The organism is Leifsonia sp. McL0627 (assembly GCF_058244615.1).
This window is the reverse complement of the sequence record NZ_JBZCGM010000002.1, coordinates 1,304,193-1,329,932: the sequence shown is the minus strand read 5'-3', so window position 1 is coordinate 1,329,932 and position 25,740 is coordinate 1,304,193. Positions and strand designations below refer to the sequence as shown.

Below are 25,740 nucleotides of genomic sequence, written 5' to 3'. Positions count from 1 at the left end.
CTATAAAGAACGAGTATTCGTTTTTTAGTCGAACCAGGAGATTACGATGACGTCGCCAGAAACACCAGGGCAAGCAGCACCAGCTGCGCCCCACACTCCGTGGCTGCGCGCAGGGGTCCTCGGTGTCCTGCTCTCGGCCGTGGTGTGCGTAATCGTGCTCGCGTTCTCGTGGCCGAGCGCCACCGTCAACCCGCAGAACGTGCCGGTCGTGATCGCTGGCCCCGCTCAGGCGGTCGATCAGGTGAAGACCACTCTCGACAAGCAGGCCGACGGAGCATTCGACCTGATCGTCGTGTCCGATCGCGCGGCCGCCGTGTCGAAGATCAAGACCCGCGACGCCTACGGCGCGATCATCCTCGGCACCACTCCGGAGGTCCTGACCGCGTCGGCCGCCGGCGCCGCCACCAACCAGCTCATGACGCAGCTGCACACCCAGCTCGAGACGCAGGCGCAGGCCCAGGCGGCCGCGGCAGCGAAGGCCGCCGGGTCCCCGACGGTGCCGACGGTGACCGTGCCTCTGACGGACGTCGTCCCCCTGGTCAGCACCGACCCGCGCGGCGTCGGGCTGACGGCTGCCGCTCTTCCCCTGGTGTTCGGCGGAATGATCGGCGGCATCGGCATCACGTTCGCGGTCAGCGGAGCGTGGCGTCGTGTCGTGTCCCTCTTCACGTATGCCGTCGTGGGCGGCCTCGCCATCGCCGGGATCATGCAGGGCTGGTTCGGTTTCCTCGGTGGCTCATACTGGGCCAACGCCGGCGCCTTCGCGCTCACCCTCCTCGCGATGGGAGCGACGATCGTCGGATTCGCCTCGTTGCTCGGCCGCATCGGCGTCGCCGTCGGGCCGGTGCTCTTCATGCTCATCGGCAACCCGATCTCGGGGGCGGCGTTCCCGAAGGAGTTCCTTCCCGTCCCCTGGGGCGCGATCGGCCAGTTCCTGCCCCCGGGAGCCGGCATCTCTCTCCTGCGGGACACGTCATACTTCCATGACGCCAACCCCGCATTCCCGATCCTCGTGCTGACCGCATGGGCCGTGGGCGGCCTCATCCTCATCGTCATCGGCCACTTCCGCGACCAGGGTCGCTTGGCCATCGAGGAGAACCCCGCCGATGTCGAAGCAGAGGCGGTCCTCGCCTGAACACTCCGCCGGCCGCAGAGCCGGCGACCTGACCGCCACCATCGGTCGAGCCTTGCGGAGAGGCCCGACCGATGGTGGCGTTTTTGCACAGGAAGAAGGCCCGAGACGGCGAGATCGTGCGCCTTTCCGGCTAGGGCGACACGGTCGGTAGTGCACATCCGGGGAGGTAATGTCATCGATGTGAAGCTCGCCGCACCCGCTTTCGTCTGCATCGTCGTCCTCGCCCTTGCCGGTTGCAGCATGTCTTCCGCCAGCGCGCCGACCGCATCCAAGGCCTCGGCCAGCGCCGCGTCCAGCGCCCCGGCACCTGACCCGAGTCCGAGCGTCGTCGACGGGCTACCCGCCAATTGCGACGCGTTCTTCTCCGGCCAGAAGACGTTCATCTCACCGGATGGTTCGCTGGTGCTCAATCCGACGTGGAAGTCAGGGCCGGGCGAAGCGCGATCCGTCTCGGTTGGTTACGGCACGTACGACCCGACGCTGGCGGGCATGCTGTCGACCGATCCGGGCATGATCTGCGATTGGGCTCCCCCCACCGGCCCCAGCACCACGTTCCTCACCACTCAGCTGCGTCACGTTGATGACGCGACCGAACAAGCCGCGATCACGAGATTGAACGAACTCGGCTGGACGTGCACCGCTGAGTACGGTGGCCAGTGGTGCCTGACGGACGACTCGCACACTGGGGTTTCCATCGGCGAGTCCCAGTTCCTCGGGCAAGGCATCTGGCTCGCCTCGGACTGGAACAACGCCGGACCCGATACCTACACACCGAGGCTCCTTCACATCCTGTTCGGCTGAAAGCAGCGAATGGCCGGCGAACAGATGACAAGCCCGATCAGCGGGCATGAAAAAAGCCCCGAGATGGCGAGATCTCGGGGCCAGTAGCGGGAGCGGGACTCGAACCCGCGACACCACGATTATGAGCCGTGTGCTCTAACCACCTGAGCTACCCCGCCGCTGCCTCCCGCTGTCTAACGCGGGAGGAGGGAGCCCCCTGTGGGAATCGGACCCACTACCTCTTCCTTACCAAGGAAGTGCTCTACCAATGAGCTAAGGGGGCGAAGCCTGCGCTGAGCTTCCGCTCCGCGTTTTTTGGCAACCGTACGAGGATACCATCCGCGCGAGGGTGTTTTGTACACGCGGACGGGCACCGGACCGAGGCACCCCACACCGGTGCGGCGACGGCGTCGAATTCCCTCCACAACCCCGCCACCGCCTAACGCGAGATGCCAGTATCTGCGCCGTATCCCGGGCGTTTCGTGACAGTTACTGGTATCTCGCCGCGACCAGGCGGTGGAGGGCGCGGGTGCCGACGCCTCAGGCGGCTTCGCGCTCCTCCGAGGCGCCCGAGAGCGCATCCAGTTCGTCGGCGGTGAGGTCGAGGGTCACCGAGGCGAGCAGGTCGGGGAGCTGGTCGAGTGTGCGGGCGCTGGCGATCGGGGCGACGACCGTCGGCTGGGCCGCGAGCCAGGCGAGGGCGACGGAGGCGACCGATGCGCCGTGTGCCTCCGCGACCGTGTCCAGGGCGTCGAGCACCGAACGGCCGCGGTCGTCGAGGTACTTCGACGCTCCGGCTGCGCGGGCGCTGTCGACCGTGACGCCGTCGCGGTACTTTCCGGTGAGGAAGCCTGCGGCGAGCGCGAAGTAGGGCACGACGCCGAGGTTCTCGCGCTCCGCCAGCGCACGGTACTTCTCTTCGTAGTCGCGCTCGACCAGGTTGTAGTGGGGCTGCAGGGCGACCGCGCGGTGCAGGCCGTTCGCCTCGGTGATGCTGAACCACTCCTCGATGCGCTCCGGCGAGTAGTTGGAGATGCCGATGTAGCGGACCTTCCCGGCGTCGACCAGGCCGGACAGTGCCGAGACGGTTTCCTCCAGCGGAACCGTCTGGTCGTCGAAGTGGGCGTAGTAGAGGTCGATGTGGTCGCTGCCGAGGCGTTCGAGGGAGGCGTCGGCGGCGCGCAGGATGTTGTCTGCCGCGAGCCCCTTGAAGTCGGGGTGCTGGCTGACCTTGGTGGCCAGCACGATGTCGTCGCGGTTGCCGCGCGCCTGGAACCACTGGCCGAGGATGCGCTCGCTGTCGCCGCCCGTGTTGCCAGGCACCCACGCCGAGTATCCGTCTGCCGTGTCGACGAAGTTGCCTCCGGCGCCGACGTAGCCGTCGAGCACGTCGAACGACGTTGCCTGGTCGGCCGTCCAACCGAAGACGTTGCCTCCGAGCGAGAGCGGGAAGACCGAGAGGTCGGACGATCCGATGGTGCGGCGCGGTGCTGTCATTCGTGGTTCTCCTTCGATGGGCGTCGATTGACGGTGCTCTCACGCTAACGCGGGGTGTCTGGCGCTATTCCGGGATCGGATGAAGATGTGGAAATGTTGCGCGGAGTTCGTACTGTGGAGGGATGGACACCACCGAGCGCGGAGGAATCGGACACCGTGGGGAAAACGGAGACCGCGCAGACAGCCGAGACAGCGGCGGCCGCGCCGACCTCTTCGCCGACTGTGCGCGCTGCGTCGGCCTGTGCTGCGTGGCTCTCGCGTTCGCCCGCTCGTCCGAGTTCGCGTTCGACAAGGCGGCCGGCGAGCCGTGCGTCAACCTCGCCGACGACCACCGCTGCGGGATCCACCCGGAACTGCGCGAACGCGGGTTCAGCGGATGCACGGTGTTCGATTGCTTCGGGGCGGGTCAGCAGGTCACTCAGCACACCTTCGGCGGCGGCGACTGGCGCGAACGACCGGAACTCCGCGGCGAGATGTTCGCCGTGTTCCCGATCGTGCGTCAGCTTCACGAACTGCTCTGGTACCTCGACGAGGCCATCCGGATGCCCGCCGCCGCTCCCCTGCGCCCGCAGCTCAGCGCTGCCCGCGACGAGGTCGCTCTGGTCGCCGCCGCACCGGCCGATCGCATCCTGAGCATCGAGGTGGACGAGCTTCGCGCTCCGGCCGCCGAGCTGCTGCGCGCGGCGAGCCGCCTCACTCGCGAGGCCGCGACCGTGCCGACGTCTGCGCGCCGTGACCCCCGCATCGCCCCCGGCGCCGACCTGCTCGGCGCCGACCTCTCCGGCCGCGACCTCCGCGGTGCGGAACTGCGCGGGGCTCTCCTGATCGCTGCCGACCTGAGCGGCGCCGACCTCTCCGACGCCGAGCTCATCGGCGCCGACCTCCGCGACGCGAACCTCTGCGGCGCCGACCTGCGCACGGCGATCTATCTCACGCAGGTGCAGGTTAATGCGGCGCGAGGGGATGCGCGCACGCGCCTCCCCGACGGCGTGCAACGGCCGTCGCACTGGGCCGGCTGAGAGCCGGGCGGCCAGCCCTCCTCGTGACCACGACCGGCCCGCGATGCCCCCGGCGACGCCACAGCGGCCGGCCCGCAACCACCCCCCGGCTACTCCGTCACAACCCCCGGCAGCGCCCACGCCGTGAACACGGGCCCGCGCGACGTGAACCGGATGCCGTCATCCCCGACCGCGACAGAAGCATCCCCCACCAGTCGTTGCGCCTCCGCGATCCCCGCCACCGCATCCACGTCGAGCACGAACGACGCATCAGCCCTCGCTGCGAGCACGAGCACCGACTCGTCCTCCGCCTCGCGCACGAAAGCGAGCGCGTCGTCGCCGACGTGCAGCCACCGCATCCCGCCGCCGTTGAGCGCCGGGTGGGCGCGCCGCAGCCCGATGAGGCTCGCGTACAGCTCGACCGAGTCCGCCGCCGACGTGTTCTCCGTGCCCCACGGCAGCGGGGTCCGCGACGCCTCCCCGTCGATCCCGGTCAGGCCGAACTCGTCGCCGGCGAACACCACCGGGATGCCCGGCAACGTCACGGACAGACCGAGGGCGACCGGAACGGTGCCCGGCTTCGCTTCGGTCAGGAACCGCGGGGTGTCGTGGGTGTCGAGCGCGTTCATCGTGCCGAGCCGCGTCCGCCAGGGGAACCCGGCGGTGAACTGCCGGTGCGCCGCGAAGAACTGTTCGCCCGTGTATGTGGGGATCGTCCCGAACGGAAGCCCGAAATAGCTGGACTCCCTACCCTCCTCCGACAGCCACCCCCAGACCGGCCTGGTGAAGTTCGCGTAGGTCATCGCGCCGTGCCAGGCGTCGCCCTGGAAGTCACTCGACGCGTCGTTCGTCGACTCGCCCAGCAGGATCGTGTCCGGGTTGACCGCCAGCATGGTCGCGCGGATCATCCGGCGGACGGACTCGTTGAGGTCCTGATCCCCGTACCGTCCCGTCATGTTGGCGACGTCGATGCGCCAGCCGTCGAGCCCGTACGGCTGCTGCAGCCAGCGGCCGACCACCGAGTCCGGGCCGTCGATGAACCGGCGCCGCAGCTCGTTCGAGTTCCAGTTCAGCTTGGGCAGGCTGGGGACGCCGAGCCAGGAGACGTACTGGGTGTGCTCCTCGTTCAGCCAGAGGAAGAACTCGCTCTCCGGAGCATCCGGGTTGCCGTAGGCCGCCTGGAACCACTCGTGGCCGTTGCCGCAATGGTTGGAGGTGAGGTCGCCGATCACGCGCAGCCCGCGCTCGTGCGCGGCGGCGGTGAGACGCGCGAGCGCCTCGTCGCCGCCGAGCAGCGGATCGACCATCGCGAAGCTGGCGGCGTCGTAGCGGTGGTTGGACCTGCCGGGGAAGACCGGGGTGAGGTAGATCGTGGAGATGCCGAGCCGTTCGAGGTGGTCGAGGTGCTCGATCACCCCGTCGAGGTCGCCGCCGTAGAACTGTTGCGCGCGTCCGGGAGGCACGTCGTCGACGGGGTCCGACCAGGATGCGGGGATCGCCCAGTCCGGCAGCGCCCTCGCGTCGGCGGCTGCCGAGCGCGCGAACCGGTCGGGGAAGACCTGATAGAGCACGGTCTCCTTCACCCAATCCGGAGGCGCGGAGTACGTGACCAGCTTGAAGTCTTCGGCGTCGAGCGTTTCGATGTCGTGCACGCCCGTCGCGTTCACCCACACCTTGCGGCCGTCCGTCCTCGAAATGAGGAATCGGTAGCCGTGCACCGGGTTCTCGACGATGACCGTCGCCTCCCACCAGTCCCAGCCGTCGGAGGAGCGGATGAGCTGCGCGTCGGTGAACCGCGGCTCGTGGTCGGGATTCGAGCGGGTGCGCACCGCCTCCACTGCTCCCCAGGTGCGCGGGATGCGGAGGCGGACCTGCACCTGATCGCCGAGCGACGGCTCTGGGTCGAGACGTGAACGGGCGAACCGTCGTGATGGGGAAGGTGGAACGACGCGACCGACATCTGAGACTCCCGGCTGTGAGACGCCGACGATGCACTTCTGCAGAACGAGGAACAGCGCCATCACCGGAAGCACGGAGAGCACCGCGCCCGCAGCGAAGATATCGCACATCAACCACAAAGCGGAGGCGGATACCATATCCGTGAGCGCCGACGATGCCGCCATCCGAGCCCCTCCCGAGACAGGTGATCACCATCACGCCCACAACTTCCTCGCACGACAGCGCCTCCAGCGCGTCCACTGAGCCGACCGCATCCACCAGCGCACTCGCGCCCAGCACGCCGGGCAGGGAGTGGTGGCGCTCTGCGGTGATCTACCAGGTGTACCCGCGCTCCTTCGCCGACGCGAACGGCGACGGCATGGGCGACCTGCCCGGCATCACCGACCGGCTGCCCGCCCTGCGCAGCCTGGGCGTCGACGCGGTGTGGCTCTCCCCCTTCTTCACGTCGCCGCAGAACGACGGCGGATACGACGTCGCCGACTACTGCGACGTCGACCCGCTTTTCGGGACGCTCGCCGACTTCGACGCGATGCTGCAGCGCGCACACAGCCTCGGGCTGCGCGTCATCATCGACATCGTCCCCAACCACAGCTCCAGCCACCACGTCTGGTTCCAGGAGGCGCTCGCCGCAGCTCCCGGCAGCGTCGAGCGCGAGCGCTACATGTTCCGCGACGGCAAGGGCGAGAACGGCGAGCTTCCGCCGAACAACTGGGAGTCGATCTTCGGCGGCGCGGCCTGGACCCGCGTGACCGAGCCAGACGGCACGCCCGGCCAGTGGTATCTGCACCTGTTCGACAAGTCGCAGCCCGACCTCAACTGGGAGAACCCGTGGGTGTGGGAGCAGTTCCGCGGCATCCTGAGGTTCTGGCTGGACCGTGGCGTCGACGGCTTCCGGGTGGATGTCGCACACGGCATGGTCAAGGAGGCGGGCCTCCCCGACTACACGCCCCCCGCCAACTCCGGCAGCATGGGCGGCGTCGCCCTGGAGCCCGAGATCGGTGCGCACGCCGACACCGAGCCGCCGACACCGCCATACTTCGCCCAGGACGGCGTTCACGCCATCTACCGCGACTGGCACACGGTCCTCGAAGAGTACGAAGGCGACCGCGTGCTCTGCGGCGAGGCCTGGGTCGAGCCGCTGGAGAAGCTGGCGCGCTGGGTGCGCCCGGACGAGATGCAGCAGACCTTCAACTTCGGCTACCTGGAGACCCCGTGGGACGCTGCGGCGCTCCGCACGGTGATCGACCGCTCCATCTCGGTGTTCGCGAGCGTCGGAGCGCCGAGCACCTGGGTGCTCTCCAACCACGACGTCGTCCGCCACGCCACCCGCCTAGCGCTCGAAGGCGAGAACCTGCAGGGCCACGGCATCGGGCCGAAGTCCGCGGGCATCCCCGACACGGCGTTCGCGCTGCGTCGCGCCCGTGCCGCGACCGCGCTGATGCTGGCGCTGCCCGGCTCCGCCTACCTCTACCAGGGCGAGGAGCTCGGGCTCCCCGAGGCGATCGACCTTCCGGACGACGCCAGGCAGGACCCGACCTGGTTCCGCACCAACGGCGAGCGGTACGGCCGAGACGGCTGCCGCGTCCCCATCCCGTGGGAGGGGACGGACCCGTCGTACGGTTTCGGTCCCGGCGCCGCCAGCTGGCTGCCGCAGCCCGCATCCTGGGCGTCGTACACGCGCTCGTCGCAGGAGGGCGTCGCAGGCTCGACGTTGACCATGTACCAGGATGCGCTGGCCGCCCGCCGCGAGCACGACCTGGCGTTCGGCGCGCTCGACTGGGCCGACTTCGGGCCGGACGTGCTCGCATTCCGTTCGGGGAATATCTTCGTGATCGCGAACGTCGGCACAGAACCGGTCGCTCTGCCGGACGGGGACATCCTGCTCACGAGCCACGACTTCACCGGCCGTGCGCTGCCGCAGGACACGACCGTCTGGCTGCGCGCGTAGCGGTCCGACGCCGGAATGATTCGTGCGAAAGGCGCGGTGCGGGTCTCCTGCACCGCGCCTTTCGCACGAGTGGGGCGAAGGTCAGGACGCGTTGGCCGTGAGCCAGGCGTACGGATCGACCTGACGGGTGCCGTCGAGCAGCACCTCGAAGTGCAGGTGCGCGCCGGTCGAGACGCCGGTGTTGCCGACGAGCCCGACGATCTCCGCCACCCGCACCTGCTGGCCGGCGGTCACCCGCACCGAGCCGGACTGCATGTGGCAGTACTTGCTGCTGACCAGCTGTCCGCCGATCATGTGGTCGATGGTCACGTTGACGCCGCATCCACCGTTGTCGCCAAGGACGACCTCCCGCACGACGCCGTCCGCCATGATCTGGATGGGGACACCCGAGCCCGGCGCGAAGTCCACCCCCATGTGGTTGCTGGACGCGCCCTCCGTGGGCGAGACCCTGGGCCCGAACCAGTCGGAGATCGGAACGCCGACCGGGAACGGCCACTGGATGGCGCCGTTCGGGTTGTTCGTGAACGTGTCGGCGATGCGCATCGAACGCAACCCGGCGATCTTCTCGCGGGAGGTCACCTGTGCGCCCTCGCGGACGATGGAGGCGACGCCGCCCTGGGCGGGAGCCGACAGATCCTGCAGCTCGGCGTCCTGCGCGCGCGACGCGACGTACTGGGCTTGGAGCGCCTGAGCACGCACGTCGTCCTCGGTGAGCAACGCCATCGCGGGCACGGAGGTGGCGACGCCGATCGCGAGCACGAACGCCATGGCGGCGATGCTGACGCCCCTGCTGACGCGGGTGGGGCTCGAGGAGGGTGCGGTCTTGGCGGGACGCGGCGTGGTACTGGTGCTGGTGCTGGTGCGGCGGTCAGGTGAGGCCGCACTGGATGCGGACGTTGCGGTCGCTCCGGTCGCTGCTGTCGCCGCGGACGACCCCGCGGCCTCCGCCATGCGCTCACGCTCGCGCAGTTCCCGGCGCGTGAGTGCCGGGGTCGCATCCTGGGTCGCGGCATCCGGAGTCGCCGATGCCTGGTCCGGGCGCTCGGGCACCGGGGAGGGCAGGCGGTCGGGAGTCAACGGTATGTTCGGCTTTCGATCTTTCTCAGACGTTCACAGGGGGATGCACTTGCGCGGACGCAGGACAACTACCCCAATGTAACGAATAGATAACCAACTTCCCAATACATGCAGCAAAAAATATGCGAACGCATGGGTATGTCAGCGCCAGTCCGCGTAGTAGGCCTGCACCAACGGGTTGAGCTGGTCATACACGGCCGGCGGTGCCGCCACGATGAGCTCGGCCCCGGCCTGCGCGTCCCCGAGACCACCGACCGTCGCGCCGGCCTCCCGGGCGATCAGCGCGCCCGCCGCGTGGTCCCACGGGTTCAGGCCGCGCTCGAAGTACGCATCCAATCGTCCGGACGCCACGTTGCAGAGGTCGAGCGACGCCGTCCCGATCCGCCGGACATCCCGCACCTTGCCGATCAGTTGCGCCACGAAGGCCGCCTGGCGTTCCCGCTTCTCCGCGTCGTAAGCGAAGCCGGTTCCGACGAGAGCCAGTTCGAGGGGAACCCCCTGGTTGACGTGCAATTCGCGGCCGTTGAGCTTCGCACCCCCTCCGGCCGACGCGGTGAACGACTCCCCGCTGACCGGGTTGACGACGGCGCCGGCGAGCGTCCGCCAGGTCGCGGGATCCGGGTCGCCCTCGACGACCGCGATGCTGACCGCGTACGCGGGGAGCCCATAGAAGTAGTTGACCGTGCCGTCGATCGGGTCGACCACCCAGGTGAGGCCGCTCGTGCCCTCCCCTCCCCCGGACTCCTCGCCGAGGAACCCGTCGCGCGGGCGGGCGGCGGCGATGGCCGCGCGCACCAGGTTCTCCACCTCACGGTCGGCACGGGTGACGATGTCGGTCAGCGTCGACTTGGAGGCGGCGACCTCCACCCCCTCCGCCCTCCGCAGGAAGGCGAGGTCGGCGGCGCGACGCGCGATGCTGAGCGCGATGTCTCGGAGTTCGGCGTTGGAAGGCATGACGACAGCCTGACAGACCCGCCGTCGCTGGGCGACGAGTGGTCCAGAAGAAACGAGTGGTCCCGAATTGCCGTAACAACACGCGCCACCCCAACGAGTGGTCCCGAATTGCCGCGGCGACACGTGTGCGCACGGCAATTCGGGACCACTCGTTCGTGGGATGACCGAACGGGAATGCGCGTCGGAGAGGGCGGGAGAAACCCAAAGCCCCGGTCGCGGAGACCGGGGCTTTCAGGCGATGTGGCGGGTGAGGGATTCGAACCCCCGAATGCTGAGCAGTCTGATTTACAGTCAGATCCCTTTGGCCGCTTGGGTAACCCGCCGTGGCGCTCCCGACCACCAGTGTTCTCGTGATCGAAGGCGCTCACCAAGGATACTCATGCAACGCCCGCAGACGAAATCAGCGCATACCCAGCCGGCCCCCTGGTCTGCCGTCGGCAGATTCGCCCCCGGCAGAAACGCTCGCGCCGCACCGGTCCCCGTTTGCAGGATGGGCTCATGACCACGATGACGGACAACCCACCAGACCAGCTGATCTTCAAACGCCTGCTCGAGGAGCGGATCGTCTTCCTCGGCAGCGAGGTCACCGACGACTCGGCCAACGAGATCTGCGCCCAGCTCCTGATCCTCAACTCGATCGAGCCGGAGCGCGACATCTTCCTCTACATCAATTCGCCGGGCGGCTCCATCACGGCGGCGTTCGCGATCTTCGACACGATGAACTTCGTGCAGGCCGATGTCGCGACCGTCGCCCTCGGCTTCGCCGCATCGGCTGGGCAGTTCCTGCTGTCGTCCGGCGCAGTGGGCAAACGGTACGCGCTGCCGAACGCGAGCGTCGTGATGCACCAGCCGCACGGCGGCTTCGGAGGTACCTCGGCGGACATCCAGACCCAGGCGAAACAGATCCTCTACTTCAAGAAGCGCATGGCGGAGCTGACGAGCGTCCAGACCGGGGAGCCGATCGAGCAGATCCTCGACGACGGAGACCGCGACCGCTGGTTCACCGCCGACGAAGCGCTCGCGTACGGCTTCGTGGACCACGTGATCGGTTCGACCCGCGCGCTGCCGAAGGGGTGAACCGTGCTGCACGTCGAGGTGGACGGAGAGACCGCGGGCAGGCCGGTGCGTCTGGTGTCGGACGCACCGAGCCGGTCAGGCCGCGAGGAGGATGCGCGGGGCGATGGCGTCTTGCGGAGCGGTAAGAAGGGGCTCGACAGTTGCGAGATCGACACTGCTGACATCGACACTGGCGAGATCGACACTGCGGAGATCGACACTGCGGAGATCGACGGATCGAAGGTGGACGAGCTCCGTCGCAGCGAACTCGGCGGCGACTCGGGTGAGAAGCTCGCCTTCGCCGATGCCGAAGACCCGGCACAGCGTGGCGAGGATCTCCGACGAGGCCTCCTTGCGTCCCCGCTCGATCTCCGACAGGTACGGGATGGAGACGCTGGCCGTCTCGGACAGCTGCCGCAGGGTTTCCCCGCGTTCGAGCCTCAGCCGTCGGAGCACAGCGCCGATCGCGTGTCTGAGCAGCATGTCCCCTCCTCATCCGTCGACGTGTCCGCCAGCCTAGGCGCGCGCCCGCTGACGCGCACCACCCTCCCGCGGATTCTGCTCAGGGCAGAATCGGGGGCAGCGTCCGGGTGCGCTTCGCACCTCCGCGCCGCGACGAGTGCTCCGGCGACGAACGCGCATCCGGTGACCCACCCGGCGACGGACGACCCGGCGAGCAGGATCACGAGAACGCCCCCTGCTCCGGAGGCGGCGGACAGCCAGCCGAGACCGGAGCCGCCCGCGAGCGGAGCGGAATCACGCCGGACCTCGGCGCGCACAGCAGGCACAGCACGTTCGGCACTCACGGCACGCCCACGTCCCGCCTCCACCCGCCCGGCCACAGCGACCACCGCCGCGACCACCACCAGGACCGCCGCCAACCACAGCCCGCGCGTCCCCCACCACTCCGGCGAGCGCGGCGCCGGCAGCGGCATTCCGGACAGCAGCAGCAGGCCGGTCAGCCCGATGATGGCGAGCATGTGCCACGAGTAGATCGTCATCGCGCGGGCATTGATCGCGCGCACGGCCGCGCCGATCATCCTGTGGCGAGCGAGGCGGCTCACGACGGGTCGCGCGAGGTCGAACAGGCACAGCTGGGCGACGCCGACCAGCACGAGGGCGAACGTCGGCGGGTTGAGGTCGGCGAGGAGGTCGAAGGAGTACACGCCCGTCGCCGCCAGGACGAACAGTGCTGCGAGGGAGCCGACGGCGACCATCCAGCGCGCCCGGCGTGGGAAGGCGGCGACAGTGCCGTCCGCCAGCGCGTAGCCGAGCTGCTGCACGAGCAGCCAGACGAACAGCAGGTTCGCGAACCCGACCGCCGTCACCCCGGTCGACAGGCGGACCACGTCGACGGAGACGGCCAGCGCCGCAAGCACGGCCAGGGAGCCAAGGGGATGCCTCCGGTGTGCGGCGACCGTCAGGGGCACCGCGGCCGTGCACAGCACGTACACCCCGAGGAACCAGAGCGGCTGGCTCAGCCGGAACCCCGCCGTCGCGACCACCGTCGCCGGAACGCCAACGAGGGTCAACATGGAGAGCACCACGGCGGACGCGCCGATCGCGGCGACCGCAGGAAGCAGCAGGCGGCGCATCCGTCCCGCCACGTATGCGGCCGGCGTCATGCCGCGGGCGCGCATCCCGGACCAGTGGAGGGAGCTGGAGAATCCGCCGAGCACGAAGAAGAGGGGCATGACCTGCGCCAGCCAGGTCAGCGCCGGGAGCCCGGACCAGCCATCGAGGGCGTTCTCGAGCACCGGCGCGCCCGCGGTGACGCTTACGCCGACCATCAGGGAATGCAGCAGCACCACCATCACGAGACAGCCCGCCCGCGCGACGTCCACCGCCGAGTCCCGCCCGGCGCGCACATCCCGCCCGGCGCGCACATCCCGCGCTGACCCCACCACCGCACCCGATGCGGCACCACCTGACGCGCGACCCGCGTCCTCCAGAACTGCCGACTGCGACATCCGCTGCGCTCCCATCGCGGCCCACGGTGGGCCGTCGACGGAAGCGTCTCAGCGCGCTCGCCCTGCGGTCGTCCGCCCGCGGAGCCAACCCGACCCCGTACGGCGGTACGGGCAGGCAGCCCGGGCAGGCGGCACCGACTCAGGAGGCCGGTTCCACCAGTCCGGCGTCGAACGCCAGGATCACCGCGTGCACCCGGTCGCGGAGGCCGAGCTTGCTGAAGATACGGCTGACGTGGGTCTTCACCGTCTGCTCCGCGATGAACAGCTCGGCGGCGATCTCGCCGTTGGAGTGGCCACGACCGATCAGCACCAGGATCTCGCGCTCCCGGTCGGTGAGGTCGGCGAGCTGCAATGCGTGTGCGCTTCCCGCGGGGCGCTGGGCGGCGAAACGTTCGAGGAGCCGTTTGGTCACGCGGGGAGAGAGCAGCGCATCCCCGGCGGCCACGACGCGGACCGCCTGCACCAGGTCGCCGGGCGTCGCGTCCTTGAGCAGGAACCCGCTGGCTCCTGCCGAGAGCGCTTCGTGCACGTAGTCGTCGGCGTCGAAGGTGGTGAGCACGAGCACCAGCGGGATGTGCGGCTCACCGCGGGTGGTCGGATGGACGAGCTCCCTGGTGGCGTCGATGCCGTTCATCCCCGGCATCCTGACGTCCATCAGCACGAGGTCGGGCTTCAGCCGTCTGGCCTGCGCGACGGCCTCTTCGCCGTCCGCCGCCTGGCCGACGACCGTGATGTCGTCCTGCGCGTCCAGGATGGCGGCGAAGCCGGCCCGCACCATCGCCTGGTCATCGGCGATGAGTACGGTGATCGTCATGCTGTTCCTTTCGAGGCTGCGGGGATGCTCGCACGGACGACGAAGCCGCCGTCGTCCGTCCGCTCCGCCACCAGACTGCCACCCAGCAGCGCGGCGCGCTCGCGCATCCCGCGGATCCCGTGCCCACCCGCATCCGGTGCCGGGGCCGAGGCCGGGCGCCCAGGGGCGCGGTCGTTGCGGACGAAGACCTCGATCGTGTCGCCCGAGCGGTCGAGCAGCACGGCCGTCGTCGCGCCCGTGGCGTGCCTGGCCACGTTGCTGAGCGCCTCCTGCACGATGCGGTAGACCGTCAGCGAGACGGCGGGGTCGAGCGCCGCGGCGTCCTGCGCGGGGAGGCGGTCGTCGAGCCTGACCGCCCCCGCCGCCTTGGCCGATCGGGCCACCAGCGCGGCGACTTCCCCGATCCCCGGCTGCGGGGCCGTCTCCACCACGGTGTCCTCGCTGCGCAGCACGCCGAGAAGTCTGCGCATCTCGCCCATCGCCGCCCGCGCCGTCGCCGCGAGGTCGTCGAACTCGTCCGCCGCTTCCTCGCTCAGCGACGGGATGCGGTATCGGGCGCTCGACGCCTGCACCTGGATGGCGGACATGCCGTGGGCGACCACGTCGTGCAGCTCCCTGGCGATGCGGGTGCGCTCCTCCGCGAGCTCGCGGCGGGTCAGTTCCGACGCGGAGATCTGCTTCTCCCGGAGGAGCTGACGGCGCACGTCCTGCCACTTCGTGACCAGCGTCGCCCCCAGCAGCGCCGCGGCGCTGATCGACGCGAACACGATGAGGTCGGCGACGACGGCACCGGATGTCGCGGGCGGGCGGGCGGCCACCAGGGCGACCAGGATGCCGCCGAGCGCACCGCCTGCCCACCCGGTCAGCCCGACGCGCCAGTCGGAGCGCAGCGTGGCGATCATGAGCACGAGCGACTGCGCGACGATCGTCGGCACGGCGATCGGCCACGGGCTCGCGCCGTCCGGCACGGAGGCGAACCCCGCGGCGACCAGGGCGACGACGGAGACGACGACCGCGAGCCGCGGCGAGACGATGGCGACAACAATGGATGCGCCCTGCGCCAGCCCGAGACCGAGCGCGAGCACCACGGGGATGCCGTAGAGAGAGGCGCCGAGCGCCGAAGTCAGGGCGAGGATCACCACGGCGGCAGTCGACCCGATCCCCCAGAGGAGAACGAGCATCCCGTCGAGCCTGGTGTGCAGTGGGGGCTGGCTGGTGGTCATCGTCATTCCGCTCATCGTCATTGCTCGCGCCGTCATTCCGCGTGTCCGTCGGCGCACTGTGCCGGCACCAGGGCTGCGTTCCGGCGTGCCTGCGTTGCCGAAGCACGCCTCGTGAACCGCATCCCCGCGTCGATCAGCAGCCCGGTCGCGACTCCCATCGCGATCCCGGCGAGCATCCCGAGCAGCGGGTTGCCGTGCAGCCAGTGCCCGGCGAGCAGTCCCACCGTAACGGAGTACGCCGACCAGGACAGCCCGGCGAGGATCGAGAGTGTGAAGAACCGGCGGCGGGGGAAGCCGGACGCACCGGCGACCAGGTTCACGGCGACCCGGCCGACCGGGATGTACCGGGCGGTCAGCAGGAGCACGGCGGCGCGGCGGTCGAGGCCAGCGCGCGCCCGGCCGACGGCGGCCTGCATCCTGGGTCGTCGCATCCATTGGAACCTGGTGACCCCGACGCCGCGGCCGATGGCGAACGTGACGTTGTCCCCCGCGATCGCACCGACTGCCGCGCACAGCACGATCAGGGCGATGTTCGGCTGCCCGAGGCTGATGCTCGCCGCTGCCGCCGCGATCACCACGGACTCGCTCGGCACCGGCGGGAAGAACGCGTCGACGAAGACGACGGCGACGACCAGCAGGTAGATCCACGGCGACGACACCGCCTGCACGATCAGTTCGTTCACTGCGTCCACGTCGCACTCCGTCCGGATGCGGGCGGAGGGTTCCGCCCATCTCCAGAGGCTACGAACGCGGAGTGCGGCTGCGCGTCACCCGACGGTACCCGGCGACCCCTACCGCAGAGGGATATCCCCCGTCGACGCAGGTGCCTGTTCGGGGCGCCTGCGGCAGCGCCTTCGCAGGCTCCACCGGTTCGCCCGGCGTCTCCTGCGCACCGGGCACGGCCGCCGGTCGGCCGGGCAGGAACAGCGACAGCCCGATCGCCAGCACCGTGAACCCGATCGCCCACCAGAACGCCTGGTCGAACGCGTCCGCGATCCCGTCGAGCGAGTGCGCACCCACCGCGGCGCCCTGCAGGATCACGGCGAGCAGCGCCACCCCGAACGATCCGCCGAGCTGGGAGGCGATCCTGGTGAGGATGCTCGCGTGCGGCACTTCAGGGCGTTCCAGCCCCACGAACGCGACAGCCATCAGCGGGATGGTGACAGCGCCGAGCCCGAAGCCGCGCACAAGGAGGGCGACCATCAGGATCCACTCGTTCGTTGTCGCGGTGGTGAAGGCGAACGGCACCGTCGCAACCCCCACAATTGCGAAGCCGGCCATCGACACCCACCGCGCTCCGAACCGGTCGGTGAATCGTCCGGCCGCCGCGCCGGCTGAACAGGGTGCCGATGCCCTGTGGCACCAGCAGCAGCCCGGCGCCGAGCGCGTCCGTTCCTCTGACCTCCTGGAAGTAGAGGGGAAGGAGCAGCATCGCGCCGTAGAGCGATGCCCCGGAGAGGAACAGCAGGGCAGACGAGGAGGCGAGCGGCCGGTTCCGGAACAGCCGCACGTCGACCAGTCCGCCGTCTGCGCGTCGCAGCGACCAGAGCACGAACGCCACGAGCAGCAGAACACCGGCGATCACGGGGATGAGCACGTCGGCGCGGCCGAATCCGCCCTCTTTGCTGACGTTGGACAGCCCGTAGAGCAGGCCGACCACCGAGGGCGACAGGAGCACGAGCCCCACCCAGTCGAGTTTCGGGCGGGCTCCGAGGGTGTCGCGCGGCAGCATCCGGATGGCGAGGACGATGCCGACGACACAGAACGGCACGTTCACCCAGAACAGCCAGCGCCAGTCGAGGAAGCTGAGGATGAGGCCGCCGATCACCGGTCCGAGGATCGGGCCGAGCACGGCGGGGAGGCTCACCGCGGACATCAGCCTTCCGAGGTTCTGACCGTGGGCGGCCTGCATGACCATAGTGGACATGAGCGGGAGCATGATGCCGCCGCCGACGCCCTGCACGACACGGAACGTGATGAGGCTCGGGGCGTCCCAGGCCAGGCTGCAGAGGATCGAGCCGAGCAGGAAGACAGCGAGCGCGATGATCCAGAGCCGTTTGCCGCCGATGCGCTGCTGCGCCCAGCCGACGATCGGGATGGTGACGCCGAGCGCGAGCAGGTAGCCGGTGCTGACCCACTGGATGGTGTCGATGGAGGTGTGCAGGTCGGTCGCGAGGGTGTGCAGCGCGACGCTGACGATGGTCGTGTCGAAGATCACGGCGAGCGCGCCGACGATCACGACGACCGCGATGCGAACCACCCCGGGATCGAGCTTGGTCTTCTCCGCCATCATGACTCCTTAAGACGCGACTGTATCTTATGGCGATCATAGGTCCGCGCGATAAGATACGCAAATGGATCTTGTACAGGAAGCGCCCGCCCGCCGTCGCCGGGGCGAAGAGCTCGAGAACGCGATCCTCGACGCCGCCTGGGACCAGCTCGTGCAGCACGGATACGCAGCCTTCACGATCGACGCGGTGGCGAGCAGGGCCGGCACCAGCCGTCCCGTCGTCTATCGCCGCTGGCCGACCAAGCAAGACCTCGTCAAAGCCGCGATCGGCCGCGCGGGTTCCCGCGACCGCCCGGCCACCCCGGACACGGGGAGCCTGCGCGGCGACCTCATCGCACTCCTGGAAATCGCCAACCGGACGCGCCTCGGCTTCGCGGCGGCGCTCAGCGTCCACCTCGGCAGCTACTTCGTGGAGACCGGCACCAGCCTGTCCGACCTCCGCACTGTGCTACTCGGTGGCAGCGCGTCGGCCCTGGACACGATCACCGACCGCGCCATCGAGCGCGGCGAGATCGACCCGGCCCGCCTCACGCCGCGCATCAAGGCGCTGCCGTTCGACCTGTTCCGGCACGACGCGATCATGACCTTCCGGCCGATGCCTGCGGAGAGCGTCGCCGAGATCATCGACACCATCTACCTCCCGCTGGTGCGACCAGTGGATGCGGTGGGCGCTCCGCAAGCACGCTAGGCGCTGCTCGACCGCTCCGCTGCGGCGAGGACGTCCGGCCGTAGAACCAGGTGCGCCCCGAGCACCTCGAACCCGACCAGGAAGCCGGCCGCGTCGAACTCCGCGTCGATGTGCGCGCCGGCGGCCGGAGCATCCGGAACGGCGGACCTGTCCGGCAGGGACGGATCCGCCGGGACATCCAGTCGAACGTGCGCGACGTCGAGCTCCGGGTCGTAGGTGATGCGCATGCGTCGAGCCTAGGAAGGCGGTTGCGGCGTGTCGTCGGACTCTCGTACCACGTCGCGTTCTCCGCGAGGAGGACGTGTGCACGACGGGACGCGCGCCGATCCGCGACACCCCGCATCCACTGCCCGCAATGTCGGTGGTGCGGCGCAGAATCGTCGGCATGAGAACGTTGGAGATTTGCGAACGGTGCGATGGAACCGGCGCCGACCCGTTCCAGCACGATGACGAAGTCACGATGTGCGTGGAGTGCGGCGGAGACGGCTGCCACGTGACCTACCTGGCCGAACTGCAGCAGACCGCGTAGCCGCGCCGTATTGGCGTTCGCGCGAGACCCTGTTTGAATTGTGTGGTGCCGCACGGCACCCGTAGTTCTCTCAGGAAGGTGGCGACGAATGGCAGACTCATCGTTCGACGTGGTCAGCAAGGTCGACAAGATGGAGGCCGACAACGCCCTCAACCAGGCACGCAAAGAGGTGGAGCAGCGCTACGACTTCAAGAACGTCGGCGCCTCCATCGAGTGGAGCGGCGAGAAGGTCATGATGAAGGCCAACACCGAGGAGCGCGTCAAGGCCGTCCTCGAAGTGTTCGAGTCGAAACTGATCAAGCGCGGCATCTCGCTCCGCTCCCTCGACACCGGTGAGCCTTACGCCTCCGGCAAGGAGTACCGCATCGAGGCCGGCATCAAGAACGGCATCGAGCAGGACGCCGCCAAAAAGATCAACAAGCTCATCCGTGACGAGGGCCCCAAGAGCGTCAAGTCGCAGATCCAGGGCGACGAGCTCCGCGTCAGCTCGAAGAGCCGCGACGACCTGCAGGCCACGATGAACCTGCTCAAGAACGCCGACCTCGACGTCGCGCTGCAGTTCATCAACTTCCGCTAACAGCAACGGGATGCGCGGCCGGCGCCGAGTGGGTGGCCGCGCATCCCGATCGTCTGCGTCCGCATCCTGCTCAGTGCAGGTAGCCGCGCAGCCAACGCTGCAGCTCGGCGTAGGCTGCCCGCCGCACCGGCTCGCGCGACAGGAAGATGTCGTGCAGCGCGCCGTCGATACGCGAGACCGTGACGGTCGGTGCCAGCTTGAGCGCACGCTGCGCGATCTCGTCGACCACGAGCACGATGTCGGAGCTCAGCATCTCCGGCGTCCAGCGCGGCAGAATCGTCGAGCGCGCTGACACCATCGTGAGCACGGGCGCCTCGATGCTGAGCCCCGCCGCGACCTTCGCGTGCCCGGCCATCACCGCGTTCAGCCACGCGGGGAGCACGGCGAAGCCGCGCACCGGTCGCCAGGCGAGGTCGTAGTCCCACTCCCCCTCCATCGTCGACGAAACGCTCCGCGTGTAGAAGCCGAGGTCGACGTTCGGCAGCGGGGCCTTCGGGTCGACGCGCGCCGTCAGGCCGATCAGCGGCGCGAGCGCTGCACGCCCGGCGGAGTGCGCCTGGAACTCGAGCCACGGGCTGTTCAGCACCAGCGCATCCACCCGGCCGGGATGCCTGTCCGCCCAGAGGCTGAGCGTGAGACCTCCGGTGGAGTGGCCGAGCAGGAGCAGGCGGCGGCCGTTCTGCGCGCCGTTCTGCTCGCCGTCGCGTGTGCCGTTCTGGATGACCGACAGGGCCGCATCCAGTTCTTCGTCGTAGGTCGCGAGGTCGTCCACGAAGCCGGGGGTCTGCCAGGGGCGCAGACTCCGGCCGTACTTACGCAGGTCGAGCGCGTAGAACCGGGCTCCGCTGTCATGCCAGAACCGGGCGAGCTCCTTCTGGAAGAAGTAGTCGGACCAGCCGTGCACGTAGAGCACGTCGGTGTCCGCAGCGACGGGACGGTGCAGCCGTAGGTCGGACAGGCGCGGCGGCGGCGCGTAGCGCACGAGGGTCGCGACGACCTCGCCCTCCGTGTCCGGTCTCAGCGGCAGCGTCAGCTGCTCGAACGGCTCCCCCAGCACATCCGGCGTCCACTCCTGCGCGCGCGTCATGACCCCAGCGTGGCAGGCGTGGAGGAATTCGCGCGAGCGCACCTGCGGAACGGGCGGCCGGAACGGAGGGGCGGCCGATCAGTTCTCGGTCGCGGTCTCCGTGGCTGCCTCGACCGGCGTCGCGTTCGACACCCGGATCATCTCGTCGCGGGGAACGACCTTGATGCGCGCGCGCCCGTGTTCGGCTCCGAGAGCCTGCTCGTGCGTGTCGAGGTTGTGCCAGCCGTCGAGGTTCGTGTACTCCACACCCCGCTCGCGCAACAGGTTCTCCACAGATTCCTCGGACGGGTCGGTGGGCGCCCACCAGTTCCCCTGATCATTGATCACATGTTTGATGGTTTCCATGGCGTCCGACTTGGTGTGACCGATGAGTCCCACGGGTCCGCGCTTGATCCACCCGGTGGCGTACACCCCGTACATGCGCTCGTTGTCGCCCTTGCGCAGCACCTGACCCTCGTGGTTGGGGATCACACCGTGCTTCTTGTCGAACGGGATGCCGGGCAGCGGCGAACCGAAGTAGCCGACAGCGCGGTAGATCGCCTGGATCGGCACCTCGCGGATCTCGCCGGTGCCGCGCACGCCGCCCTCGCCGTCGGACGCGGTGCGCTCGTACCGGAAGGCGGCGACGTGCCCTTCGCCGTCGGAGACGACCTCGAGCGGCTTGGCATAGAAGTGCAAGTGCAACCGGCGGGATGCGTTCCCCACCTCACGCTGGCGCCACTGCTGCAGCACGCGGTCGATGACCATGACCTGCTTGTTGCTGGCGATAGCGGCCTTCGACTGCTCGTCGTAGTCGAAGTCCTCGTCGTAGAGGATCATGTCGACGTCCCGCAGCTCGCCGAGCTCGCGGAGCTCCAGCGGGGTGAACTTCACCTGCGCCGGACCACGACGACCGAAGACGTGCACGTCGGTCACCGGCGAGCTCTTGAGGATCTCGTAGACGTTGTCCGGGATCTCGGTGGGGAGGAGGTCGTCCGCGTGCTTCGCGAGGATGCGCGACACGTCCAGCGCGACGTTGCCGTTGCCGATCACGGCGACAGACTCGGCCTTCAGCGGCCAGGTGCGCGGAACGTCGGGGTGACCGTCGAACCAGCTCACGAAGTCGGCCGCGCCGTAGGAGCCTTCGAGGTCGACGCCCGGGATGTCCAGGTCGGCGTCGTGCACGGCGCCCGTGGAGAAGATGACGGCGTTGTAGTGACGCTTGAGGTCGTCGAGGGTGATGTCGGTGCCGTAGGTCACATTGCCGAAGATGCGGATGTCACCGCGGTCGAGCACCTCGCGAAGCGCGGTGATGATGCCCTTGATGCGCGGATGGTCAGGGGCGACGCCGTAGCGCACGAGGCCGTACGGCGCAGGCAGCTGCTCGAAGAGGTCGATGGAGACGTCGAAGGCACGCTCCGCCTTCAGGAGGATGTCCGCCGCGTAAATGCCGGCGGGTCCCGCACCGACGATGGCCAGTCGCAATTTGGTCATTCGTTGTGTCTTTCTTGCTCAGCTGGAACGTTCGACGATGGTGTCCGCGAAGCGGATCAACGCCTTCTTGACGGGACCGGTCGGCAGCGGTTCGAGCGCTTCGACGGCCTCGCGGGCCCAGCGGTGGGCTTCCTGCAGTGTCTGGGCGGTGACCTCGTGGTCGCGGAGCGCCGCGATGGCAGCCGTCGCCTCCGGGGTGATCGCGCCGTCCTCCGCGGTGCCGATCACGTCCCGCTCGAGTCGTTCGAGCAGAGCGCGCGCGTCGGCGTCGGTCGCGGCCAGCTCGCGCAGTCGAAGCACGGGAAGCGTGGCGACACCGGCGCGGAGGTCGTTGCCGGGCGTCTTACCCGTCTCCTTGACGCCCTTCGACGAGAGGTCGATGACATCGTCGATGATCTGGAAGGCGACGCCGATCTTCTCGCCGAACGTCACGACGGGCTGCTCGTACTCTTCCGGAGCCTTCGCGAAGACGACACCCATCTGAGCGGCGACGGCGATGAGCGAGCCCGTCTTGTCCTCGAGCACCTTGATGTAGTGCTCGACGGGGTCCTCACCGTCCTGCGGGCCGATCGTCTCGTGCAGCTGTCCGAGGCAGAGTCGCTCGAACGTGTCCGCCTGCAACTGGATGGCGCGCTCGCCCAGGATCGAGACCATCTTGCTCGCCCTGGCGAACAGCAGATCTCCGGTCAGCACGGCCACGGAGTTGCCCCAGACGAACTGCGCGCTCGGCACCCCGCGCCGCATCTGCGAGTCGTCCATGACGTCGTCGTGATAGAGCGAGGCGAGGTGCGTGATCTCCACGGCCTCCGCCGCCTGCAGCACCTCGGGGGGTTCCCCTGCCCGAGTTGCGCCGCGAGGAGGGTCAACATGGACGCACCCTCTTGCCACCCGCCTCCAGCAGATACCGGGCGGTGACATCGGCGAGGTTGTCTGCGAACCGCATCTCGGCGTGCAGTCCCTCCTCGACGAGGGCGAGGCCCGCGTCGACGGCGGCAGCGAGCTCCCTGTCCTGCCCGGACGAGAAGATCCGCTCGGTCAGACCGATCTGGCTGGACAGCGACGCGGTGCGTCGCACAGCGGGGACGCTTGGTGGCACTACTCCCCCTCGGGTGGGACGCCGGACGAATCCGTCGCCCCCGTGGCGCCCGTCGCTCGGTCAGAGCGCGCGGACTTGGCGGTGGTGGGTTCTGCGGTGGTGCGTGTGGTGCGCTTGGTGGTGGTGGGCTTCGCAGCCGTCTTCGCAGCGGCGGGCTTCGCCGCGGCAGGCTTCGCGGCAGCCGTCTTCGCAGCGGCAGGCTTCGCAGTCGCAGGCTTCGCAGCGGCCGCCTTCACCGCGGCGGGCTTCGCAGTCGCGGGCTTCGCAGCTGCAGGCTTGGTGGTTGCAACCTTCGCGGTCGCAGGCTTCGCGGCGGCGGTTTTGGCCGTAGCTGCCTTCGCAGCCGCGGGCTTCGCGTCGGCGGACTTCGCTGCGGGCGTCCTCTTGGCGGCCACAGCGTCCGTCGCGCGCGCTCCACCCGCATCCCGAGGCTTGTACCCCCGGTGCAGGGCGACGATGCCGGCGGTGAGGTTGCGGTAGGCAACGTGCTCGAACCCGGTCTCGCGGAGCCAGTCGGCGAGCACCGGCTGGGAAGGCCAGGCTTCGATGGAGTCCATCAGGTATTCGTAGGCGGCGGGGTTTGAGCTCGCCACCTTGGCCAGCACGGGCATCCCGAAACGGAGGTACGCCGAGTATCCGGTGCGCACAATGGAGGCGGGGGGCTGGGAGAACTCGCAGATCACGACGCGTCCGCCCGGCTTGGTCACGCGATAGAACTCGGCGAGCGCCTTCTTGGGGTCGACGATGTTGCGGAGGCCGAAGGAGATGGTGACGGCGTCGAACTGGTCGTCGTCGAACGGGAGTTCCATCGCGTCCGCCTGCACGAACCGGACGAACGGGTTGTCCGCCTGCCGGCGACGCCCGACCTCGATCATGCCCTCGGAGAAGTCGGCGGCCACCACGGTGGCGCCGTTTTTGGCGAGGGACGCGCTCGACGTGCCCGTCCCCGCCGCGACGTCGAGGATCGTCTCGCCGGCGCGCGGGCCGACGGCCTTCGTCGTCGCCACACGCCAGAGTGCCGCATTGCCCATCGAGAGGACGTTGTTGGTCCTGTCGTAGTGCGTCGACACCTGATCGAACATGGCGGCGACCTGGGCGGGCTGCTTACTGAGGTCGGCCTTACTCACCCCTCTAGCTTAGGCGGCACCGCACCGCCATGCATTCCAGCTGCCTGTGAGCCGGCGCCGACCGCTGCAGGCATCGGTGACGCAGCAACCAGAACTGCTCTCCGAGGCGGGGCAGGCACGCGAATTCGCGTCCCGCGAACCCCCAGCCCGCGCGCATCCGGTGCCCAGCATCCCGGGCGTAGGCTGGTGAGGTGACAGCAACAGCGACCACGCCCCGCACGACGAGCGCCACGGCTCTCCTGGTCGAAACCACCCCCATCGACGACGTCCGCCAGCTCATCCCGTTCCTCGATGCCAGGCACCCGCTGCTGTGGCTCCGCAAGGGTGAGGGCATGGCCGGAATCGGCGAGGCCCTCCGGCTCGAGTTCTCCGGCAACGACCGGATGCGCGCGGCCGCGACCGCCTGGCGCCAGGTCGTCTCGCAAGCGTCCGTCACCGACACCGTCGGTCGCCCTGGAACGGGACTCGTCGCGTTCGGAACGTTCGCCTTCGCCGACGACAGCAGCGCTCCGAGCGTGCTCATCGTCCCCGAGTTCATCGTCGGGCGCCGCGACGGCCGCAGCTGGATCACCCGCATCCGTCCCGCCGACGACGCCGTCGACTCCTCGTCGCTCCCGCATCCCACCCCGTTCGGCGACGAATACCGTCTGTCGCTTCTGCCCGGCTCGCTCGGCAAGGCGGGCTTCCGCAACGCGGTGCAGAGCGCGGTGGAGCGCATCGAGCACGGTGACCTGAGCAAGGTGGTCCTCGCGCGCGATCTCACCGGGCATCTCCCGCACGAGTCAGACCTCCGCAGGGCCCTGGTGGAGTTGGCCCTCGGCTACCCGGAATGCTGGACGTTCGCGGTCGACGGCCTGGTCGGCTCCTCCCCGGAGACGCTCGTGCGCGTCGACCACGGCAGCGTGAGTGCCAGGGTCCTCGCCGGCACCATCTCGCGGGGCACGGACAGCGTCAGCGACCACGACGCGGCCGTCACCCTCGCGAGCAGCACCAAAGACCAGGACGAGCACCGCTACGCCGTCGCGAGCGTCGTCGACGCCCTCCGCGAGCACAGCGCCGACCTCGCGGCGAGCGACCTCCCGTTCACGCTCAAGCTCCCCAACCTGTGGCACCTCGCCACCGACGTCCAGGGCACCCTGAGCGACGGGTCGAGCTCGCTCGACCTGGTCGACGCCCTCCACCCGACCGCAGCGGTCGCCGGCACCCCCACGCGGGATGCGATGGCCGTCATCCGTGAGCTGGAGCCGTTCGACCGTGGCCGGTACGCCGGACCTGTCGGCTGGGTCGGCGGCGACGGCGACGGCGAATGGGCCATCGCCCTGCGCTGCGCACAGGTCGCCGAGTCCGGCGACATCACGGCATATGCCGGTGCGGGAATCGTCGCAGACTCCGACCCGGAGCGGGAGCTGGCGGAGACCACCATGAAGTTCCGGCCGGTGGTCGAAGCCTTCGGCTGATCCGG

General features: G+C 69.2%; 23 protein-coding genes, 3 tRNA genes and 2 pseudogenes. 9 read left to right on the top strand and 19 right to left on the bottom strand.

Annotated features, from left to right (window positions below; genetic code table 11):
* Nucleotides 1–46: 46 nt before the first annotated feature.
* Nucleotides 47–1,135, top strand: a complete 1,089-nt coding sequence (locus AC37TH_RS07040) for an ABC transporter permease (protein ID WP_490763619.1) — start codon at nucleotides 47–49, stop codon at nucleotides 1,133–1,135.
* A gap of 180 nt (nucleotides 1,136–1,315) precedes the next feature.
* On the top strand, nucleotides 1,316–1,936 hold the full coding sequence (locus AC37TH_RS07035) for a hypothetical protein (RefSeq protein WP_490763618.1): 621 nt from the start codon (nucleotides 1,316–1,318) through the stop codon (nucleotides 1,934–1,936).
* 84 nt (nucleotides 1,937–2,020) lie between these two features.
* Here AC37TH_RS07035 and AC37TH_RS07030 read toward each other — a convergent pair.
* The 3 genes from AC37TH_RS07030 to AC37TH_RS07020 form a co-directional block, all read right to left on the bottom strand.
* Nucleotides 2,021–2,094: transfer RNA gene (locus AC37TH_RS07030), tRNA-Met, on the bottom strand.
* A gap of 32 nt (nucleotides 2,095–2,126) precedes the next feature.
* Nucleotides 2,127–2,198 (bottom strand) — tRNA-Thr (locus tag AC37TH_RS07025).
* A 257-nt stretch (nucleotides 2,199–2,455) separates the two neighbouring features.
* A complete protein-coding gene (locus AC37TH_RS07020; protein ID WP_490763617.1) occupies nucleotides 2,456–3,412 on the bottom strand; it encodes an aldo/keto reductase in 957 nt (318 codons plus the stop codon).
* Nucleotides 3,413–3,534: 122 nt separating this feature from the next.
* Between AC37TH_RS07020 and AC37TH_RS07015 the strand changes: the two genes are divergently transcribed.
* Nucleotides 3,535–4,431: a pentapeptide repeat-containing protein gene (locus tag AC37TH_RS07015; RefSeq protein WP_490763616.1), complete on the top strand. Its 897-nt coding sequence runs from the start codon at nucleotides 3,535–3,537 to the stop codon at nucleotides 4,429–4,431.
* Nucleotides 4,432–4,520: 89 nt separating this feature from the next.
* Here the strand turns inward: AC37TH_RS07015 and AC37TH_RS07010 are convergent, their stop codons facing one another.
* Entirely contained in the window at nucleotides 4,521–6,479 is a 1,959-nt protein-coding gene (locus tag AC37TH_RS07010) for a glycoside hydrolase family 13 protein (protein ID WP_490763615.1), read from the bottom strand.
* A gap of 74 nt (nucleotides 6,480–6,553) precedes the next feature.
* Here AC37TH_RS07010 and AC37TH_RS07005 point away from each other — a divergent pair, with 74 nt between their 5' ends.
* Nucleotides 6,554–8,317, top strand: coding sequence for a glycoside hydrolase family 13 protein (locus AC37TH_RS07005; RefSeq protein ID WP_490763614.1), 1,764 nt, complete (start codon nucleotides 6,554–6,556; stop codon nucleotides 8,315–8,317).
* An 81-nt stretch (nucleotides 8,318–8,398) separates the two neighbouring features.
* Here AC37TH_RS07005 and AC37TH_RS07000 read toward each other — a convergent pair whose 3' ends face one another.
* The 3 genes from AC37TH_RS07000 to AC37TH_RS06990 form a co-directional block, all read right to left on the bottom strand.
* The gene (locus AC37TH_RS07000) at nucleotides 8,399–9,394 is read right to left on the bottom strand and encodes a M23 family metallopeptidase (RefSeq protein ID WP_490763613.1); all 996 of its coding nucleotides are present in this window, start codon (nucleotides 9,392–9,394) and stop codon (nucleotides 8,399–8,401) included.
* A 141-nt stretch (nucleotides 9,395–9,535) separates the two neighbouring features.
* Entirely contained in the window at nucleotides 9,536–10,348 is an 813-nt protein-coding gene (locus AC37TH_RS06995; RefSeq protein WP_490763612.1) for an inositol monophosphatase family protein, read from the bottom strand.
* 241 nt (nucleotides 10,349–10,589) lie between these two features.
* Nucleotides 10,590–10,671, bottom strand: a tRNA-Tyr gene (locus AC37TH_RS06990).
* A gap of 184 nt (nucleotides 10,672–10,855) precedes the next feature.
* Here AC37TH_RS06990 and AC37TH_RS06985 point away from each other — a divergent pair.
* Nucleotides 10,856–11,425, top strand: a complete 570-nt coding sequence (locus tag AC37TH_RS06985; protein ID WP_490763868.1) for an ATP-dependent Clp protease proteolytic subunit — start codon at nucleotides 10,856–10,858, stop codon at nucleotides 11,423–11,425.
* 75 nt (nucleotides 11,426–11,500) lie between these two features.
* On the opposite strand, the gene AC37TH_RS06980 is transcribed toward AC37TH_RS06985, so the two are convergent.
* The 7 genes and pseudogenes from AC37TH_RS06980 to AC37TH_RS06950 form a co-directional block, all read right to left on the bottom strand.
* Nucleotides 11,501–11,887 (bottom strand): helix-turn-helix domain-containing protein, encoded by a 387-nt coding sequence (locus AC37TH_RS06980; RefSeq protein WP_490763611.1) that lies wholly within the window; start codon nucleotides 11,885–11,887, stop codon nucleotides 11,501–11,503.
* The gene (locus AC37TH_RS06975) at nucleotides 11,845–13,374 is read right to left on the bottom strand and encodes an acyltransferase family protein (RefSeq protein ID WP_490763610.1); all 1,530 of its coding nucleotides are present in this window, start codon (nucleotides 13,372–13,374) and stop codon (nucleotides 11,845–11,847) included. The genes AC37TH_RS06980 and AC37TH_RS06975 overlap by 43 nt, the downstream gene beginning before the upstream one ends.
* A 139-nt stretch (nucleotides 13,375–13,513) precedes the next feature.
* Complete coding sequence (locus tag AC37TH_RS06970) at nucleotides 13,514–14,188, bottom strand: response regulator (RefSeq protein ID WP_490763609.1); 675 nt, start codon at nucleotides 14,186–14,188, stop codon at nucleotides 13,514–13,516.
* Nucleotides 14,185–15,417: a sensor histidine kinase gene (locus AC37TH_RS06965; protein WP_490763608.1), complete on the bottom strand. Its 1,233-nt coding sequence runs from the start codon at nucleotides 15,415–15,417 to the stop codon at nucleotides 14,185–14,187. Before AC37TH_RS06965 ends, AC37TH_RS06970 begins: the two co-directional genes overlap by 4 nt.
* Nucleotides 15,418–15,443: 26 nt before the next feature.
* A complete protein-coding gene (locus AC37TH_RS06960) occupies nucleotides 15,444–16,103 on the bottom strand; it encodes a DedA family protein (RefSeq protein ID WP_490763607.1) in 660 nt (219 codons plus the stop codon).
* A gap of 49 nt (nucleotides 16,104–16,152) precedes the next feature.
* Complete coding sequence (locus AC37TH_RS06955) at nucleotides 16,153–16,692, bottom strand: hypothetical protein (protein WP_490763606.1); 540 nt, start codon at nucleotides 16,690–16,692, stop codon at nucleotides 16,153–16,155.
* Between the two features lie 115 nt (nucleotides 16,693–16,807).
* Nucleotides 16,808–17,701, bottom strand: a pseudogene (locus tag AC37TH_RS06950) (DHA2 family efflux MFS transporter permease subunit); the annotation flags it as partial.
* A 64-nt stretch (nucleotides 17,702–17,765) separates the two neighbouring features.
* Here AC37TH_RS06950 and AC37TH_RS06945 point away from each other — a divergent pair.
* Nucleotides 17,766–18,389, top strand: coding sequence for a TetR/AcrR family transcriptional regulator (locus AC37TH_RS06945; protein WP_490763605.1), 624 nt, complete (start codon nucleotides 17,766–17,768; stop codon nucleotides 18,387–18,389).
* On the opposite strand, the gene AC37TH_RS06940 is transcribed toward AC37TH_RS06945, so the two are convergent.
* Nucleotides 18,386–18,616, bottom strand: a complete 231-nt coding sequence (locus AC37TH_RS06940; RefSeq protein WP_490763604.1) for a DUF2283 domain-containing protein — start codon at nucleotides 18,614–18,616, stop codon at nucleotides 18,386–18,388. The genes AC37TH_RS06945 and AC37TH_RS06940 overlap by 4 nt on opposite strands.
* A gap of 158 nt (nucleotides 18,617–18,774) precedes the next feature.
* Here AC37TH_RS06940 and AC37TH_RS06935 point away from each other — a divergent pair, with 158 nt between their 5' ends.
* Entirely contained in the window at nucleotides 18,775–18,918 is a 144-nt protein-coding gene (locus AC37TH_RS06935) for a hypothetical protein (protein ID WP_490763603.1), read from the top strand.
* A gap of 88 nt (nucleotides 18,919–19,006) precedes the next feature.
* Nucleotides 19,007–19,495, top strand: coding sequence for a YajQ family cyclic di-GMP-binding protein (locus tag AC37TH_RS06930; protein ID WP_490763602.1), 489 nt, complete (start codon nucleotides 19,007–19,009; stop codon nucleotides 19,493–19,495).
* Between the two features lie 70 nt (nucleotides 19,496–19,565).
* On the opposite strand, the gene AC37TH_RS06925 is transcribed toward AC37TH_RS06930, so the two are convergent.
* The 4 genes and pseudogenes from AC37TH_RS06925 to ubiE all read right to left on the bottom strand — a co-directional run bounded on the left by AC37TH_RS06925 (nucleotide 19,566) and on the right by ubiE (nucleotide 24,278).
* Nucleotides 19,566–20,582, bottom strand: coding sequence for an alpha/beta hydrolase (locus AC37TH_RS06925; RefSeq protein ID WP_490763601.1), 1,017 nt, complete (start codon nucleotides 20,580–20,582; stop codon nucleotides 19,566–19,568).
* A 78-nt stretch (nucleotides 20,583–20,660) separates the two neighbouring features.
* Entirely contained in the window at nucleotides 20,661–22,055 is a 1,395-nt protein-coding gene (locus tag AC37TH_RS06920) for an FAD-dependent oxidoreductase (RefSeq protein ID WP_490763600.1), read from the bottom strand.
* A gap of 18 nt (nucleotides 22,056–22,073) precedes the next feature.
* Nucleotides 22,074–23,151: pseudogene (locus tag AC37TH_RS06915) on the bottom strand (polyprenyl synthetase family protein).
* The gene (gene ubiE, locus AC37TH_RS06910) at nucleotides 23,151–24,278 is read right to left on the bottom strand and encodes a bifunctional demethylmenaquinone methyltransferase/2-methoxy-6-polyprenyl-1,4-benzoquinol methylase UbiE (RefSeq protein ID WP_490763599.1); all 1,128 of its coding nucleotides are present in this window, start codon (nucleotides 24,276–24,278) and stop codon (nucleotides 23,151–23,153) included. Before ubiE ends, AC37TH_RS06915 begins: the two are co-directional and overlap by 1 nt.
* A gap of 191 nt (nucleotides 24,279–24,469) precedes the next feature.
* Here ubiE and AC37TH_RS06905 point away from each other — a divergent pair, with 191 nt between their 5' ends.
* Nucleotides 24,470–25,735, top strand: a complete 1,266-nt coding sequence (locus AC37TH_RS06905) for an isochorismate synthase (RefSeq protein ID WP_490763598.1) — start codon at nucleotides 24,470–24,472, stop codon at nucleotides 25,733–25,735.
* Nucleotides 25,736–25,740 lie beyond the last annotated feature (5 nt).

Bases quoted from the DNA above. Each gene is read 5' to 3' on its own strand.
- AC37TH_RS07040 (WP_490763619.1), top strand. From the start codon at position 47: ATGACGTCGCCAGAAACACCAGGGCAAGCAGCACCAGCTGCGCCCCAC.
- AC37TH_RS07020 (WP_490763617.1), bottom strand. From the start codon at position 3,412: ATGACAGCACCGCGCCGCACCATCGGATCGTCCGACCTCTCGGTCTTC.
- AC37TH_RS07015 (WP_490763616.1), top strand. From the start codon at position 3,535: ATGGACACCACCGAGCGCGGAGGAATCGGACACCGTGGGGAAAACGGA.
- AC37TH_RS07010 (WP_490763615.1), bottom strand. From the start codon at position 6,479: ATGTGCGATATCTTCGCTGCGGGCGCGGTGCTCTCCGTGCTTCCGGTG.
- AC37TH_RS06995 (WP_490763612.1), bottom strand. From the start codon at position 10,348: ATGCCTTCCAACGCCGAACTCCGAGACATCGCGCTCAGCATCGCGCGT.
- AC37TH_RS06985 (WP_490763868.1), top strand. From the start codon at position 10,856: ATGACGGACAACCCACCAGACCAGCTGATCTTCAAACGCCTGCTCGAG.
- AC37TH_RS06980 (WP_490763611.1), bottom strand. From the start codon at position 11,887: ATGCTGCTCAGACACGCGATCGGCGCTGTGCTCCGACGGCTGAGGCTC.
- AC37TH_RS06975 (WP_490763610.1), bottom strand. From the start codon at position 13,374: ATGTCGCAGTCGGCAGTTCTGGAGGACGCGGGTCGCGCGTCAGGTGGT.
- AC37TH_RS06970 (WP_490763609.1), bottom strand. From the start codon at position 14,188: ATGACGATCACCGTACTCATCGCCGATGACCAGGCGATGGTGCGGGCC.
- AC37TH_RS06965 (WP_490763608.1), bottom strand. From the start codon at position 15,417: ATGACGATGACCACCAGCCAGCCCCCACTGCACACCAGGCTCGACGGG.
- AC37TH_RS06955 (WP_490763606.1), bottom strand. From the start codon at position 16,692: ATGGCCGGCTTCGCAATTGTGGGGGTTGCGACGGTGCCGTTCGCCTTC.
- AC37TH_RS06945 (WP_490763605.1), top strand. From the start codon at position 17,766: ATGGATCTTGTACAGGAAGCGCCCGCCCGCCGTCGCCGGGGCGAAGAG.
- AC37TH_RS06940 (WP_490763604.1), bottom strand. From the start codon at position 18,616: ATGCGCATCACCTACGACCCGGAGCTCGACGTCGCGCACGTTCGACTG.
- AC37TH_RS06935 (WP_490763603.1), top strand. From the start codon at position 18,775: ATGAGAACGTTGGAGATTTGCGAACGGTGCGATGGAACCGGCGCCGAC.
- AC37TH_RS06930 (WP_490763602.1), top strand. From the start codon at position 19,007: ATGGCAGACTCATCGTTCGACGTGGTCAGCAAGGTCGACAAGATGGAG.
- AC37TH_RS06925 (WP_490763601.1), bottom strand. From the start codon at position 20,582: ATGACGCGCGCGCAGGAGTGGACGCCGGATGTGCTGGGGGAGCCGTTC.
- AC37TH_RS06920 (WP_490763600.1), bottom strand. From the start codon at position 22,055: ATGACCAAATTGCGACTGGCCATCGTCGGTGCGGGACCCGCCGGCATT.